Source organism: Leisingera sp. ABM4_060 (genome assembly GCF_056158765.1).
Window position 1 is genome coordinate 3,641,468 of sequence record NZ_JBSWTX010000001.1, and the last position, 16,849, is coordinate 3,658,316.

The 16,849-nt window shown below is 58.3% G+C and carries 9 protein-coding genes; 7 read left to right on the plus strand and 2 right to left on the minus strand.

The genetic code is table 11. The features are described from left to right. The first annotated feature begins 28 nt into the window (after nucleotides 1–28). The 4 genes from ACXAEH_RS17580 to ACXAEH_RS17595 all read left to right on the plus strand — a co-directional run bounded on the left by ACXAEH_RS17580 (nucleotide 29) and on the right by ACXAEH_RS17595 (nucleotide 4,189). Nucleotides 29–1,261 (plus strand): TRAP transporter substrate-binding protein, encoded by a 1,233-nt coding sequence (locus ACXAEH_RS17580; RefSeq protein WP_475034594.1) that lies wholly within the window; start codon nucleotides 29–31, stop codon nucleotides 1,259–1,261. Between the two features lie 114 nt (nucleotides 1,262–1,375). Further along, nucleotides 1,376–2,044: a TRAP transporter small permease gene (locus ACXAEH_RS17585; RefSeq protein WP_475034595.1), complete on the plus strand. Its 669-nt coding sequence runs from the start codon at nucleotides 1,376–1,378 to the stop codon at nucleotides 2,042–2,044. After that, nucleotides 2,044–3,402, plus strand: a complete 1,359-nt coding sequence (locus ACXAEH_RS17590) for a TRAP transporter large permease (RefSeq protein WP_475034597.1) — start codon at nucleotides 2,044–2,046, stop codon at nucleotides 3,400–3,402. The genes ACXAEH_RS17585 and ACXAEH_RS17590 overlap by 1 nt, the downstream gene beginning before the upstream one ends. A gap of 13 nt (nucleotides 3,403–3,415) precedes the next feature. Continuing rightward, on the plus strand, nucleotides 3,416–4,189 hold the full coding sequence (locus ACXAEH_RS17595) for an IclR family transcriptional regulator (RefSeq protein WP_475034598.1): 774 nt from the start codon (nucleotides 3,416–3,418) through the stop codon (nucleotides 4,187–4,189). Between the two features lie 91 nt (nucleotides 4,190–4,280). Here ACXAEH_RS17595 and ACXAEH_RS17600 read toward each other — a convergent pair whose 3' ends face one another. Further along, entirely contained in the window at nucleotides 4,281–5,654 is a 1,374-nt protein-coding gene (locus ACXAEH_RS17600; protein ID WP_475034599.1) for an ammonium transporter family protein, read from the minus strand. Nucleotides 5,655–6,220: 566 nt separating this feature from the next. Between ACXAEH_RS17600 and ACXAEH_RS17605 the strand changes: the two genes are divergently transcribed. The 3 genes from ACXAEH_RS17605 to ACXAEH_RS17615 all read left to right on the plus strand — a co-directional run bounded on the left by ACXAEH_RS17605 (nucleotide 6,221) and on the right by ACXAEH_RS17615 (nucleotide 14,944). Further along, nucleotides 6,221–6,622 (plus strand): helix-turn-helix domain-containing protein, encoded by a 402-nt coding sequence (locus tag ACXAEH_RS17605; protein ID WP_039129035.1) that lies wholly within the window; start codon nucleotides 6,221–6,223, stop codon nucleotides 6,620–6,622. Between the two features lie 1,274 nt (nucleotides 6,623–7,896). Continuing rightward, nucleotides 7,897–8,349: a hypothetical protein gene (locus ACXAEH_RS17610; protein ID WP_039128920.1), complete on the plus strand. Its 453-nt coding sequence runs from the start codon at nucleotides 7,897–7,899 to the stop codon at nucleotides 8,347–8,349. A gap of 1,054 nt (nucleotides 8,350–9,403) precedes the next feature. Further along, entirely contained in the window at nucleotides 9,404–14,944 is a 5,541-nt protein-coding gene (locus ACXAEH_RS17615) for a DUF4011 domain-containing protein (RefSeq protein ID WP_475034601.1), read from the plus strand. A 214-nt stretch (nucleotides 14,945–15,158) separates the two neighbouring features. On the opposite strand, the gene ACXAEH_RS17620 is transcribed toward ACXAEH_RS17615, so the two are convergent. Beyond that, a complete protein-coding gene (locus ACXAEH_RS17620) occupies nucleotides 15,159–16,835 on the minus strand; it encodes a GmrSD restriction endonuclease domain-containing protein (protein ID WP_475034603.1) in 1,677 nt (558 codons plus the stop codon). Nucleotides 16,836–16,849: the final 14 nt, after the last annotated feature.

Here is a 16,849-nt window from a genome sequence, read left to right on the forward strand (position 1 = left end):
TCAATAATTGATCTTAGGGAGGAGAATTATGGGGCTTACTGACAAATTGGGCCGCATTTCGCGGCGGGATCTATTCCGTGTTGCAGGCACTTACGGGATGAGCTCGACCTTGCTGGCGGCCGGCAGTTTCGGTGGCGCGATGAGCCTGGCGAATCTCGCCTCGGCGGCGGAATCGACCTACGAGCGGCGCTTTTCCAAGCCCGCCAAGCACACGCTGAAATTCGGCGCCTCGGGCTTTAACGCGCGCAATCTTCTGATCGAACGGGCCGGCGCCTTGGAGTTCGCCCGCGATTTGGAGGCGCGCACCGATGGCGAGATCCGCATAGAATTCATCGGCGACAATCAGATCTGCGGCCAGTTGAGCTGTGTCGAGAAAACCCAGCAGGGGATTGTCGACATCTACGCGGCTTCGACCCAGAACTCGGCCGGCGGCGCGCCTTATCTGAACGTGCTGGACTATGCCTTCATGTTCCCCGGCCGCGCGTCTCAGTACCACTTCCTATATCACCCCAAGAGCCAGGAAATCCTGCGCGACCCGCTGGAGAAGCGCCACGGGCTGAAATTCCTGTTCAGCCACTGCGAACTGCGCGGCATCCAGCTGGGCCTGAAATACAAGGACCAGCCGACCATCACCAAGCTGGAGCAGCTTTTCGGTACCAAGAACCGCGTGACCGGCACCCAGCTGGGCCGCATTGCCATGAAGGCACTGAACCTGAACCCGGTGCCGGTGGCCTGGGAGGAGACACTGGACGGGTTGAAACAGGGCCTGATCGACGGCGCCGAAACCTGGGCCTCGGCCGTGGCCTATGCCAACATGTCGCCGGTGGTCAGCCAGTCCGTCGACCTCAGGTTCTTCTGCGGCACCGAGCACACCTCGATGTCGGCCAAGGTGTTTGACGGGCTCGAGGGCTACCTGCAGGACGCGGTGATGGAGAGCGCCTATTGGGCCCAGGCCCATGTGCAGGCGGCAAACGAGGCGGCGCTGGTCAAAACCGTTGGCTTCTCAGACCCGCAGCTGCCGGGCACTATGTTCGTTGAACACGACGTGCGCCCCGCCTTCCTGCCGGACAGCGAGATCCGCATGGCCGAGGAAATGTGCTCGCCCGAGTTCCAGCCTCAGCTGTGGGAACAGTGGCGCGACCGTCTGAACAAATGGGCCGGCGGCATCGACACCTATCAGGAAATCTACACCATCGCGCGCGAAGTCGAAAAAGACATGAAGCCCGAAAACGTGGAGCCCCGCCGCTGGTGGAAAGGCTGACAAAGGCCTGAGTAGCGAGCAGAGGGCCGGCGCCAGACTGCGCCGGCCTTGTTTGCCCGGCAGGATCCGGCAGGATCACAGGGGCAATGACAGGGGCAATGAGGGGAGGAACACATGCAGCTTTGGCCGGATATCGCCGCCATTTTCAGCGCTTTCGCGTCCCAGGACAGCTGGGAAATCCGCAATGCCCTGGAAAGCAATGCCGCCTGGGTGCTGGGCACCGCCGCCGCCGCGCTCGGCGGCCTTTTGGTGATGCTGGTCTACCGGCTGGTGCCGCTCTTGGACCGGCATCTGGAACGCACCATTATGGTGTGGAGCTACCTGGCCATTGCCTTCATCATTTTCTGGGGTGTGATTGACCGCTTCGTGTTCAAGAACCAGCAGCCCTGGTCCACCACCATTCCACCGCTGCTATTCATGGTGATGGCCTGGTTCGGTGCGGCCTTCAACGTGCGGCTGCGCACCCACCTGAGCTTCTCTGAATTCCGCACCATCATGCCCCGCTGGGCGCAAATGGGCTGCCTCGGCTTGGACGCGGTGCTGTGGTTCGGCTTTGCCGTCATCGTCTTTGTCACCACCACCCGGCTGACGGCGCTGTCGGCCTCCAATTTTCAGATCGTTCTGGGCACCGATAGTGTGCTGCAGTGGTGGTTCCTGATCACCGCGCCCCTGTCCTTTGTGCTGATGATCGCCCGGGTGTTTGAAAACCTCGCCGACGACATCCGCAATTACCGCAGTGGCGCGCCGCTGATCAAACAGGCCGTGATCGGAGGAGACGTGTAATGGATACCGGAACCTGGGTCACGCTGATCTCGCTTGGGGTCACCTTCCTGTTCATGCTGGGTGTGCCGGTGCTGCTGGTCATCGGCTATTGGGTCATCGGCTGCTCTTTCGTGCTGGGACTGACGCTCGACAACATGGGGGCGGAGCTGCTGAATGTCTTCAACAAGGGCTTTGCTCTTTTGGCGATGCCGCTGTTCATCCTGACCGGCGACCTGATCAACCAGTCGGGCATCGCCCGGCGCCTGTCCGACTTTGCCTATGCCTGCCTCGGCTGGATGCGCGGCGGGCTGGCGATGGCCTCGCTGGGCGCCTGCGGGCTGTTTGCTGCGATCTCCGGCTCCAATTCGGCCACCACTGCCACCATCGGCTCGATGCTGCACCCGGAAATGGTCAAGGGCGGCTATGATGAGCGTTTCTCGGCTGCCACCGCCGCCGCGGGCGGCACCGTGGGCATCATCATTCCGCCGTCGATTATCTTCATCGTCTACGGCTTCCTGATGAACCTGCCGATTTCGGACCTGTTTGTGGCCGGCATCCTGCCCGGCGCAATGATGGTCATCGGCATGCAAGCCGCCTGCTGGATCATCTGCACCCGCAACGGCTGGGGCTTCCTGATCCCCTTGCAGCTGAACCGGGTCCTGAAAACCGCCTTCGGCGCCTGGCTTGGCTTCTTTGCCATCGGGCTGGTGCTCTGGGGCATCTACACCGGCAAGTTCTCCCCGACCGAAGCCGCAGGCGTCACCGTCGGCTTTTGTGTCATCGCAGGTGTCTTGTCCTGGGTGGTGACGAAACTCACCGGTGCCAGCAAGGACAAGACCTGGGAGGAGAAATCCTTTGCCGAGATGCTGGTGGTCGAAGGCTTCACCATCCCGCAGATCCCCGGCATCGTCGTGCGTTCGGCACAGATCACCGGCATCCTGGCGCCGCTGATCGCGATTTCCGTGGTGATGCAGCAGATCCTGTCCCTGCTGGGCGCACAGCAAGCCATTGGCGGCTTCGTCACCTCCATGGGCGGCTACCACGCGGTGCTGTTCACCTCGATGGTGATTGTCTTCTTCTCCGGCATGGTGCTGGAAAGCCTGCCGGTCACCATCATCCTGGCGCCGATCCTGGCCCCGATTGCGGCCTCCGTTGGGGTCGATCCGATCCACTTCTCGGTGATCTTCCTGGTTGGCGCCTCCATCGGCTTCATCACCCCGCCTTACGGGCTGAACCTCTACGTCGCATCCGGCGTCACCGGTGTTCCGTATTTCCGTCTGCTTCGCTATACCGTCCCTTACCTTGCAGCCCTGATCGGGGTCTGGGTACTGGTTTCGCTGGTGCCTGACTTCGCCCTGGTGCTGCTACCCAACAAGTAGCGATGAGGCGGCGATGGCAGCGGATACGCCGGAAAAGAAAGAGGGGCAGATCCCCACCAACCTGCGCCTGCTGGTGCTGTTGGAGGAGGTCGCCCGGCGCGGGGTGGCGGTGAAGCCGGCCGAGATGATCGAGGCCATGGGGCTGCCCAAGCCGACCGTCCACCGCCTGATGCAAACCGCCGAGGCCGAAGGGTTTTTGCAGCGCGATCTGGATGGGCGGGCCTACGGGCCCGGCCCGCGGCTGCGTAAGCTGGCCTTGAACACCATGTCGTCCGAGCACCTGCGCACCGCCCGCCTCAGTATCCTCAAGAGCGTGGCCGAGGATTTCGGTGAGACCTGCAACCTTGCGACCCCGGACCGCGAGGGGATGATCTATCTCGACCGGGTCGAAACCAAATGGCCGCTGCGCATTCAGCTGCCGATCGGTACTGAGGTGCCGTTCCACTGCACCGCCAGCGGCAAGATGTATCTCTCCACTTTGAAGTCCAGTTCGCTGGGAGCCGTGCTGCGCTCGCGCCCGCTGGCTTCGATGACGCAGAAAACCGAAACCGACCCGGATGCGCTGATCGGCGATCTGGACGAGATTCGCAGCCGCGGCTATTCCACCGATGACGAGGAATTCATTGCCGGCATGGTGGCGGTTGCAGTTCCGGTCCGGGATGCCCGCGGCCGGTTGCTGGCCACCCTGTCGATCCACGCCCCGGTGCAGCGCCGCAGCTTGCAGGACCTGATCGGTTTCCTGCCGTCCCTTCACAAGGCGGCAAAGGAATTGGCTGACCTGTCCTGATTTTCCATAGGCTGCTGGCTGGCAGTCAGCCCTAGCAGAAAGGCAAAAGGCCCCAGCGAATGCCGGGGCCTCTCTTGGTCTATCCGCCGGATCAGGCGTTCTGGGCGCTGTCCGCATGGGTGATGACGTCTGGCTCCAGATCCCAGATCTTGCCGTCCAGGCCGTCAATCTGGTCGTCCTCAGAGACCCGCAGGCCCACGGTCCGCTCCAGGATGAAGCTCAGGACCAGCGCGGTGACCACACCGGTGCCGATGCAAGTTGCAGTGCCGGCCAGCTGCATCACCAGCGAGATCTCGCCGTGCTGGAACGCATAGGCGCCTTCCTCGATGCCAAAGAAACCGCCGCGCGGGGTGCCGGCCTTGAACAGGCCCAGCATCACCATGCCCAGGGTTCCGCAGCCCAGGAACAGCGGGAACAGCTTATGCTCGTCGATGCCGCGCTTCAGGGTGAACTCGTAGACGATGAAGGCAGCAAACGGCGCCACCAGGCCGACGGTGAAGGCCTGCCAGGGCAGGTAGACGTCAAAGCCCGACGCACCCGCAACGTAGCCCGCAAGCGGACCCAGCAGGGTATAGGCATAGTTGCCGGAGGCATAGGCAATCACCAGGCCGGTCACCGCGCCGCCAGCCCAGACCAGGGCATAGTTGTTGATGGCAATGCCAACACTGGTATCAGCCATGGTCACACTGACCGCCAGCGCTTCCGGATCAAAGAAGAACAGGCAGGACAGGATCACCATCGGCAGGCCGGCAAAGATCAGCAGCAAGCCCGGCGCGCACAGGCCGATGCTCGGAGCCAGATACTTCGACACCCGCGGATGCGGTGTCATCATGCCCGGGCGGGCACCCAGCTTGGGGGTGAACACCAGCGCCATGCCGGCCGGGAACAGGTAGACGAAGCCCACGCCAAAGAAGTCGTGGAAACCTGCATTGGTCAGCGGGCCGACCGAGCCCCAGGTGGCCCAGCTCAGCGCCGAGGACACCACGGCTGCGACGATGCAGGTGATGAAATAGGCCGAGGCCTTCATCCGCTCGGACACCGCAAAGTGCAGCAGGATGTTGATGATGCCCGCAAACACCGCCAGGAAGAAGACAAAGATCTGGAAGGTGTTCAGCCCCGGAAAGATCGCCGGATCAACATGGTGCGCCACCGAATTGGTCATGGCGCCGCCCAGCCACCAGTCCTTGATCGAATCCATCATGGTTGCGTCCGCCATGATGTAATACTGACCAGCCCACAGGCCGAAACCGATGATATAGTAGGTCGCAAAGCCCAGGAAAAACCCAAGCGTCTTCTCGATAGTGGAATTGAAGAGGTTCCTGCGCCGTGCGGTGCCCGCGTCGATCAGCAAGAGCCCGACAACCACCAAAAGGGCCCCGACAACGCCCGAAGCGTACAGAATATTCTGCACCAGTGAATTCAGGGTGACCTGCTGAGCATATATAGTGCTCACGTCCAATGACATTACCAATTTCCTCCCGGTTCGTTTGTCATCGCGCCGATTTTTTTGTTCCATCGGCTTGGTTTGGCCGGCGGGTTGCGCTTGAAAGCGCGCCGCACCGGGCCGAAGTGCGCCAGGCAGGGTCAAGAGGACAAGCAGGCCCGGCTCAGAGGAATGATGGGGAATTTAATGTGCTTTACAAAGACATTTTTTCACTTGTGGAAAAAATGTTCACTCTCAGTACGCATATGGCCAAGTTGATGCCGCATCTCGCGAGGTGAGGGAAGATGCTGCTTGGATATTAGGCGCGGGTTTCTGGCATTGAAACAAAAAAGGCGCCCAAAGGCGCCGATTTTTTTGGTCGGAGTGAGAGGATTCGAACCTCCGACCCCTGCCTCCCGAAGGCGAGTTCCCAGGGCAAAAGTCAACGAAATAGGGTCTTTTTGCGTCGCTCGTTGTGCTTCGGTGGCAGTAAAAGCCAGAATAACGTTGCGGTTTCATTGCGTGGAAATCCTGCCGCGCATCCCCATTCTCGCCATCGCTATATCAAAGACATGCAGCGAGCGCTGCGTCACTTTTTGAGGGTAGCGATGACCAAGAAACCACATGTAGACACCCGGATGGCAAAGTATGTCGAGCGTAGGGTGCTCGAACTGAAACCGACAAAGAGCCAGGCTGAGATCGCAGCGAAGGCCGGTTACATTAACCAGAACATGATCACAATGATTAAGCAGGGCCGCTCCAAGGTCGCACTGGATCGAGTTCCGGCACTGGCTGTTGCGTTGGACGCAGATCCTGCTTTCGTGATGCAACTGGCTCTAGAGCAGGCGATTGGGCGGACGGCAGCGGAGGCAGTTGTGGAGGTGTTCGGCGAGCCAGTCACCGCGAACGAAGTTGGCTGGCTGCAGGCGATCCGTGAAGCTTCCAACAATTCCGATCCGCGGCTGACTAGCAGGTCGCAGGCGGCGATTATGGCGATTTTCGGGAGGTAGGCACCATGTGTGACCAGGAAGAGGACGTCACACCCAACGAGCGAGCCTGGCTGCGCTTTCTACGCGAGGTGAGTTCCGACAGCGACCCCAGGCCCACCCTGCGGCGTGTCCAGCTCTTGCGGCGCCTTTGTGCTTCCCAGAGAGCGTAAGGGATACATCAAGTGGGATGGCGGTGAGGAATGGCCGGAGTGCCGAGTTTCGACGAGTCCCGGAAAGACCTGGAATGGTGCCCGGTCGGGTTGTCATGGGGTTTACATAGGTTGACAGATGGCAGCCTCAACTTGGGTCCATGTAAACCCTATGGCATCAAAATCATCCCGATCTCAGGCCGGAGGTTTACCCAAAGTTTACATGAAGTTGACAAATCCGAACTCAAATGCGCGTTTTTTGCGGAGAATGTAAACCTACCGTTACGAATAGCCCCTGAAAGCAAAGGCTTTATGGACCAACGCACTGAGATCAAGGCGGTGGAAATGCACTCAGGTAGTTAGAAGTGGGCCAGAGATGTAATGCACGTCTGAGCAAGGGGCACATTCTGAAATATGCACAATGCGCCTGAGAACGAACGAAATCAGTGTCTCTACCACGCTCCGGCCCGAGCAAATCTGGTCTAGAGCGCAGACGTGGTTTGAAGGAGTGTTCATCACACTGGCAAGGATTAACTGGCGGCTTGGCGCGGCAGATCGTCCATAGGAGGTTTTGGGCGCGCCACTGCAACGACATCCAGTCCGTTTCCTAAGGTTAGAAAGCTCCTCAGGTTGAATATTGCCGGTGTGGTTATGGAAATCGCATACCAAGGTTATCATAGCGCCGTGCAGCGTGACTTAATGTTGGGGAAAGGCGCGAAATGTCAGTAACCGCGGTTGGTGCCATCCTCGGAAAGATGTAGTCCTAGGTTTTTCCGACCGAGACGATGGGGATGCATTCTGGCGCCGCCAACAACCTGGTCTCGGAAGCTCCTATGCCCAACTCGTTGATCGACAGAACTGCTCAATGGCTCCATGGCTGGAATATTGAGTTTTGTGCTGCGCGACGTTGTTGACATTCATTGCGCTCGTCAGAAAGCGCCCCAGCAAGCCCAGTGAGCTTTCAGGTTACCAGGACAGTTCAGGTGCCTCATGAGGACGAGATTTTTCCTCCGAGATTCCGCATCCCGAGAATGAGCTTGCTATAACAACTTCTGGAACAACATCATCTAAGGAACCGAATATATGGAAGACTGGGCAGGCAGAGCAGCAAACTTTCGTGGAAGGTGCCACTCCCTGCACCGGCGTATGCGCCAGGAACTGCGCGCCAAGTTGCTCGACTATGATTTCACCCATTTCATCACGCTAGCATCGAACCACCAGCCTTTAGGGTATCCGCGCATGCGCGAGTTGCTGAAAGAATGGGATGCACGCGTGAACCGCGAGATCAACGGACCAAAGTGGGGTAAGCGTCCGGACGAGCGGCTGGTCTGGTTTGCTTTCCCTGAAAAGTTGGATGTGAACCCCCATTGGCACATGATTGTGCAGGTGGATCCGGATATCGTTTCTTCCGCACGAGCTGAACGCACTGAGCGCTTGCCGGAGATAGGGCACATGCACTGGCTGAGCCTAGTGCGTCAGGGATCTTTTGACTGCCAGGGCGTTGAATCTGCTGGGGTTATCCAATATATTACGAAAATGAGTGCCGAGGAGACACATTTCAATAAGTTCGTTGTCTTCCGAGAGTTCATGAACATCTAGGTGACCGCCAGGGGCCTGTCTGCAACGCTACAGGTGACCGGCAATTTCCTTTACAGACGACTTCTTATTCGGCCTACTTTTGGGCCGTAATGGTGTTCTATGGTTTCGAACTGGAGCACAATGTGTAGGCGATCAACGCTTGATAACAAGGCACACGACTTGGTTGAGCGCCGACCAAAGGGAGGTGCTCATCGGACTGAGAGAGGCCTTAGGCCGAACGAGGGAGAAGATCGCTGTTAGGGTGAGGCCGGCGTGCAGAGGTTGCTACGAGCAATGATGTTTGGTGTTTGCGATGGCAATGGTCAAAATGAACATGAGGAGATATCGAGATCATGACAGAAACATGCTCCACTGATCTGAAGCTCGCTGACGAAAAGATGCGTGCTGAAATCGCTAGAATTCAGTCTAAGCGGTATCGGATCGACGTGGGCACGTTTCTGGTGCCTTTTCTCATAGCAGCGTGTTTGATGGGGGTGACGGGCGCCATCACAAAGCTCTTCTTATGACGAACCTCAATTTCAAGAACGAGAAAGTAGGTCTTTTTGCCGCCGCCTTTAAGTCGCCAAGCCTCACGGATCGCAAATACTCGGAACTGATCTGACGTTCGCTACGACTGCGATTCTGGTCGCCTAGGTGATGGCATAGCGCAATTGCTGCAAAAAACAGCACGAACAACAATGGCTGTTGGGGGCGGCCGGAGTATAGGAGACCGTCGCTGCCAAGCTTGATGCCGATCCGATAGGGCTTCTTCCGGTTCAGCTTCCAGGCTTAGCGGTCGAGCAGAAATTACAGCCGCAGGTAACTAAATCACCGGCGCTCAGGCTTGGTTCGAAAACAGCGGTCTCGGCTTTTTCCACGCGCACGGAACCGGGTTTTGCGTATTCAACGGAAACTTCAAAGTTTAGGAAAATAGCTGTTCCGTTTTCGAGATTGGCTTTCGTTATCGCGTTTCCAGGGTTCGGTATCTCTAAAGCATTGTCGTCGCAAATTTTCCGCCATAGGTTGATCGAAATTGGCGGAGCTCGGATCGACCGGCCAGTCATACGGAGGATACATGCCAAACACTACGTATACCGAAACTTCTGATGATCCGCTTTCCAGTCCTGAGATCATCCAACTCGCTGCGGATCGCCTGGAAGAACTTCGAAAGCGTCTGCTAAATTCCTCCCGCAGTAACCCGCTTATCAACATCAGGTTCAAGCCGAATTCGACGAATGTCCTCCGCGTTGTTGATGAGTTGCCCGACATCCTTCGCTATAGCCTTACCAATGGCACGGCGATGCGCCTAGTCTCGTTGCCGGCACTCGAGGAGGAGCTGCCTGACGAGCAAACCGACGACTTCCTTGACGCTCTGCACCTCGCTCGCAACGAGGACCAGACCTACTTGGATGAACTCGAAGCGCTCGACCCCGGATCGAAGTCCTATGCGGAGGAAGAGCTGAAAATCGAGCGTGCCCTCAAAGATCGGGTGCGCGCGGCTCTCGGCCTGCCCGAGCGGCAGACGAAAGAAAGCCCTTCGCTCGCTGAGCACGCGCGGGCCCACGGCATTTCACCGGGTTTCGCGCTCCCCTATCCTGAGGACGAGCACGAAGACGGGCGGCACAACGACACCGACATCCAGACGCTGATGCTTCCCGACAAGCTCAGCCGCGTTGCGAAAGGGTTGCTCGAAAAAGGGCGCGGTTTTGAGCGGGAAACCGGCGTCAATGTGCTCCACGCAGCCTTCGGTTTCCTCGAATGGAAAAACCCTGGCGAGCGGGAGAAATACGTTAGCCCACTCCTCCTTCTCGAAATTCGGATCGAGCGGAAGAAATCGCCGCAGGGCGCACAATTCAAGATCTGTGGCGAAGGCCGAGTTCTCGTCAACACCACGCTAAAGCAGAAACTTGCCGCCGAGCACCGTCTCGAGCTGCCAGGTTACGAGTCCGGCTCGATTGAGGAGTATTTCGCTGAAGTTTCCAAGGCCGCGCCCAAGGGCTGGGACTGGAAAGTTCGTCGCGAAGTCGCCTTCGGCATTTTCCCGTCCTCGAAGATCGCCATGTATCACGACCTTGACCCAACGAGGCGGCCACTAGCCGAGAACCCGGTCGTGAAGTCGCTCCTCGTCACCACGGGCTCCGGCGAGAGTGCCTATGCAGATGTCTACGGCACCGACACCCCGGAGGTCGCCCGCAAGGTGCCGCACTTGGTTATGGACGCTGACGCGTCCCAGTTCTCGGCCCTCGTCGACGTGGCCAATGGCGATCATCTCAGCATTGAAGGGCCGCCGGGGTCGGGCAAGAGCCAGACCATTGTGAACCTGATAGCCGCGGCGCTGGCTGGCGGAAAGAAGGTCCTCTTCGTCGCTGAGAAGCTCACCGCGCTCGATGTCGTGCGAAATCGCCTTGAGGCCGTCGAGCTCGGTGAGTTCATCTTGCCCCTCCAGGCGGGGCGCGGCACACGCGACAAGGTATACCAGAGTCTTGAGGAGCGGCTTGGGGTCGAGCGACCCGACGACCGCGTTCGCTGTAACTTCGCCAGCCGCCAGGATGCGCTTGAGCGTCGCCGTCAGTCTCTGCAAGATTACCTCAATGCCCTCGGTGCCGATTTCGGCACCTCAGGGTATTCTGTCTATGATATTATCGGACACGGCATCGCCACGAGCGAGATCCGCGAGCAGATCCCGCGCGAAGTGCGCCGCATTCGGCTCGCCTCACCGGAAGCCTTCAACTCGGCGCGGATCGACGCCTTGGTTGCTGATGCGGAAGCTTTTGCCGAACGGCTACGCAAGATCAACCGCATGCCTAGGCTCTGGCTTGATGCCCGGGCTGCTATCCTCAATCGCGACGACGCAGAGGACACTTGCGAACTCGCGGGACGCCTCGCTGACGGTCTAGATACTTTTGATCGAGATGCACGCGGTTCGGAGCTTGCGCCGCTTCTCGGCGCCTCTGTCTTCGAGGTAGATCTCACCAGCCTCGAGGCTCTGCTCACCGCGATGACAGAATATGGCGATTCTCTCGATCCCGCCCTTGTAGAAACCCTCTCTGACCCTGTTCGCCGACGCTCGGTGCGCGACCTCTGCGGCCAAGTTCAGGAGCGTCAGACCGTTGTTGCCCGGTTATCGCGCGCGCTGCCTGACCCTGAGGGCTGGAATCTTTACAGCCGCCTCCATGAGGCGAAGGAGTTCGCCGCCCGGAACAGCGCCGTCCTCGACCCGGCCGCCCATCGCGAGCGCATCGCTCAGACCGAAGACAGACTATGCTGGACGGCGAGAGTGCTCGATGCCGCACGTGCTCTTCCGGCGGCCTGGGCCAAGAGCACACGGAAACCTCTCTCCGAACTTAAGGAGGATGTGGCACGTATCCTCGATACTTCCGGCTCCGTCTTGGAACTGCGCAAAAAGGACCCCATGCGTCAAGTCGGAACCGCGGTGGCGCAGTTTCAGATACGGCATGCCAAGCTATCGGCGTCACTCGGCCGTATCCGCCAAGCTCTGCCCCATGCCGACCAACACGATCCCGCTATCGTGAGGCAGGCGGGGCGCACGATCGCCGATGCTGGTGTGTTCCGATTCATGTCGAGCGCCTACAAGATCGCCCGCAGTGTCTACGTCGATACGCTAGGCGGAAAGGTGGGCGAAACTCGGGAAGCCATGGCCGGTCGGCTGAGAGCTTACGCCGACTGGCTCGAGGAACGTCGCGCGTTCGAATCCGATGAGACATTTACGGCGGTATTCGGCGAACATTTCCGCGGCTTGGCCACAACACCTGCGATGATTTCAGAGATTGGGAGCTTCTATGCCACTTGCACGGAAATTGCCGGGGAAGACGAAGCGCTGCGTGCCTCGCTCGAGGGCGGTGACATAGCAGATCTTGAACACCTCGCGGCACTTGTTCACGTGCCTGAACAATCTCTCGAGGAGCTTGTGCGCGAGGAGGCGGCCTTGCGGGAAGAGTTCGACCTTGAGAAGACGCGGCTCCATGAAGCTGAGGGTCATATTACTCTCTTCAGCAAGCGAGAGACCGTCTCGCTCGACGAGATCAACGAGACGCTCTTGCTTAAGCGCCGCGAGACCGAGCTGACCGAAGCAATCGAGGTCTCGCCTGCATCGGCGATCATTGGTGACCGATTCCGGGGAGTGAGCACACAGACCGACACGCTCACGTTGGAATGTAGTCTCGCCGAGACGCTTGTCGCGGCACCCGATCCAGGCCTTGCGATCTCAATTCTTAAGTCCGGGCGGGCTTCGGTTCTTCTCGATTCACTATCTGAGCTTAGAGAGCAGCACGACGCGATCTCGATCGAGGCCGCTGCCTTCTGCGAGCGTCTCGATCTGCCCGAGGATGCGAGGGGGGCTGCCGCGCTCGCAGTGCGTGCGGACGATCTTCGGCACGCGGCGGGCGACCCATCCTCGCTAATGGAGCGCGCTCGCCTACGTCGCAGCGAAGCAACCCTTCGCGAACACGGTTTCGGCACGCTCGTCGATTGGGTCCTCCAAGAGGGTGCCGCGTTTGACTCCAAGCGCCTGGGGCCGATCTCGCGAGCCATCATCGCTAAGGCGATGGCTGATCGCGCATTTGAGATCTATGCTGACTACCTGCAAGGCTACGATGGTGAGGATTTCGACCGCATCCGGGCGGAGATTGCGGAAAAGGATCGCGAGCTCATCGCAATGTCGCGCGAGGTCGTGCGCAACCAACTTATCGCTGACGCCCGGCCACCTGCCGGCATCAACGTCGGCCCGAAGTCGCAGTTCAGCAATATGAGCCTCATCCGCAATGAGATGGGAAAGAAGCGGAATCGTATCGGTGTGCGCGACCTCACCCGTCGTGCCGGCCTGGCACTTCTCGAGCTCAAGCCCTGTTGGATGATGTCACCGCTCGCGGTGGCGCAGTATCTCCATGACGGGCTGACCTTCGATCTCGTAGTTATCGACGAAGCCTCCCAGATGACGCCCGAGAACGCCGTCGGTGCGCTCAGCCGTGGCCATCAGGCGGTTGTCGTGGGCGACACCAAGCAGCTTCCGCCGACCAGCTTCTTCAAGAAAATGCTTGACGAGTTTGATACAGACGAGGACCTGCGCGAGGACAGCGAGAGCATCCTCGACATGGCGAACATGACCTTTCGCCCGGTGCGTCAGCTGCGCTGGCATTACCGCTCCCGACACTCAGCGCTGATCACATTCTCGAACGAGTGGATGTATGACGGCAAACTCACGATCTTCCCTTCCGCCAGGGAGAACGATTCTGAGTTTGGTGTCCACCTCGTCGAGACCAGCGGGACTTATCGTGGCAAGACAAATGAGACGGAGGCGCGCGCGGTGGTTGCCGCCGTGCTCCGCCACATGCGGGAATATCCCAAGCTCTCACTCGGTGTCTGCACCATGAACACCGACCAGAAAGAGCTCATTCTCGAGGAGTTCGAGCGGGAGCGCGAACGCAACCCACATGTCGAAGATTATGTCCGAAACTGGGAGGAGCGTAACGACGCGCTTGAGGAGTTCTTCGTTAAAAATCTTGAGACGATCCAGGGCGACGAGCGCGATGTCATGTTCATCTCGACACTCTACGGACCTGAGAAAGCAGGCGGACGCCCGCACCAACGCTTCGGCCCGATCAACTCGAGCCACGGCCATCGCCGCCTCAACGTGCTCTTTACCCGGGCCAAACGAAAGATCGTGACCTTCACCTCGCTCAAGCCCACCGACATCCTCGTTGACGAAGGTAAGAACCGCGGCGTGCATATGTTCCGGGCTTGGCTCGAGTATTGTGGCTCTGGGCGGGTGCCGGACCGCGCGCGGAGCGGCGGCGAGACTGAAAGCCCCTTCGAGGACTACGTGGCTAAGCAGATCGAAGCAATGGGCTGTGAGGCGGTGCCTCAGGTCGGCGCCGCTGGTTACCGGATAGACATCGGTGTGCGGCACCCGGACTGGCCTTACGGCTACATACTTGGCGTCGAATGCGATGGAGCGAGCTACCATTCCTCAAAGTCGAGCCGTGATCGCGACCGGCTTCGCCAGGAAGTTCTCGAAGATCTTGGATGGCATTTCCACCGGATTTGGTCGACGGACTGGTTCAATGACACCCGCACCCAAGTCGAGCGCCTGCGCGAGGCAATCAATGTCGCGCTTGAGCGCGCCAAGGCATCCGACTTCCCTAGAAGTCGGGTTGAGAAAGATAATCCGGTTGCCCTTCTGACCCAGATCGCTGAGGAACCCGAAAGCGCCGCTAACTCGCTAACCTCACGGAGAAAGGCCGTTCAGGAGAATCTCTTCCAGGATGAACTCTTCAACCATATGCAGGGTGACACCGAGGGGGACGCAGTAGCAAGCTCAGTCGGCAAAGACCCAGAGATTTCTGCTGCGACCCGCATGGCACCCGAATCCGTCGTCGCCATGATCGGTCTCGGCAGCCACGTCAGGATTGAGAACCTTTCGGAGGAGGGGCGTAAGCTTGCCTTCACTCTCGTCAAAGAGGGCAATGATCTCGAGAATGGCCAGGTCGGGGTTCACACACCTCTCGGCCAAGCCCTGATTGATGCCCAAGTTGGTGACGAGGTCGAATACCAGGTCGGGGTTCAAATCAAGGAAGTCCGGGTCCTCGAGATCAACTGAGCCTGGAATGAGCTAGTCTAGTCACTAGGGGTGCACTGCCAGCCTTCACCACGGAGTTGGCTGTGCGTCCCTGCTGGGATCGTCATGAGAATGATGTTTCGACGCGTGCAATATCGATGGTCACAACGAACCGGAGGAGATGCAGAGCCTCTGGCCTGTATCTGCACGGCGCTCTGACCAGCTACAAAGACACGGCTGCTCCTGCTTTGCGTGGTTAAAATACGTCGTGCAATCCTACGCTTTCACCATCGCAAAGTTTCAACATCACGCCTTCTATCATTTTGGCTCGTGCCTCAAGGAATTCATTGAAGTCACCAGTTGTCAGCTTTTGCACAGGAATGGCATGTGAGCTGAGGCGGCGACTTACTTCGGCTTCGTCTATATCGATTTCTTTAGCACGTTCGGCGATATAGGTTGCCGGCGGTTTTGCTCCAATCGAGCGATTGGTTCGCCAGCTAATTAGTGCGCAATTCAATGCGCAAAATATGTCACGTTTCTCGAAATTCTTCTCAAGTAGAGCTTTAGGAAACAAGTGGTGGTATTCGCGTTTTTCGAAACTTTCTTGGCCAAAGGGTGTTTCATCGGCAAAGTCATACCCGCCGATGCGTAGCGAAGCAGTCAGGATGGCGCGCCCAAGACGATCTTTCGTCTTCGGCCAACCACCGGTCTTGAGCTCCCCAACTGTCGGCAGTGGAGTGCGTTGACGGTCCAGGAGTTCAGGTAGAGGCCCATTCTCATCGCGAAAAGCAATCAGTTGTCGAACATCGAGGGCTGCTCTGGTCGCGCTTGTCTTTTGGTAGCGTTCCGAGAAAGCACCGCTCCAGAGCGCTTTTCGAGCCAGACGTCGAGCAGCTCCTTCGGCATCCTTCCCTTCTGCCGCGGTAGCCCAAAAAGCTGCCAGCACCGAGAGGATAGGATCCGAAGGTAGAAGCTTGGCATTAAATATTTTTTCTTCGGCAAGGAAGCCGATGGCCCTTAATAAGCCTCGCTCAACATCAGCCCAATTCTTTGCGAGGGATGCCCCAAAATCCTTGGATAGGTAAGTCGCGCGATTTGGTGGTCGACCCAAAAGAATGGCTCCCACCTGCATTGCTATTTCACCAGGATCACCAAATCTTGAGGCGCCTGGCACAGCCGCTTTTAGTGCCTCAACCTTTTCGTGGAGTGATGCGTCCATCTCCGCTTCAACCTGTGCCACTACGATGTCGAACGCGGACAGCGCGGTATTTTGAGTATTCATCTTGATGAAAACGTCAAGCGCTGCATCCCTTGAAGTGCCCAAGGGAAGTGAAAGAAATGGTAGTGAATATTTGGCAATGCGTCCTCGAAGCTCGTTTGCGATTTCATTGATTTCACTATAGAAATCCATATCACCAGCGGCAGCTTCTTTGCTCCAGACTTTCAAGCGACCACGGCCTGCTTCATCCGGGGCGAGCATTTCGACAGGTATGCGACGCCGTTTCCAGGTTTCTACAGGGCTATTGCACCAACGAGGATACCTTTGCCCCTTATTGTCATACCGTCGAATGGCGTCGATTTCGGGCTCCTCATTGCTGTCAACGTTCACCATGTAGGTAAAGTCCGGGTATAGACCATTCAGACTGCGCCAGAGAGCTGTAACACGCTGCTGACCGTCTAATAGATGATAGCCAGGTCGACCTTGGGGTTGTGGAGCGCCGGAAATCGGGCGCGCATGGAACGGCGGTGTCTCTCCAACTTCAAGGGTCAACAGAGCTCCAACAGGCAGTGCCGGTTTGCGTAGGATGTTTTCCAGGATGCCTTGAACCTGCCACCACCCCCATGCCTCAAACCGCTGAAACCTGGGAAGCACGACATGACCATCGCGGATCCAAGCAAACCAATCCTCAATTGTGCGGTTTCGTGCTTCCATTTGTTTTTCCTAAT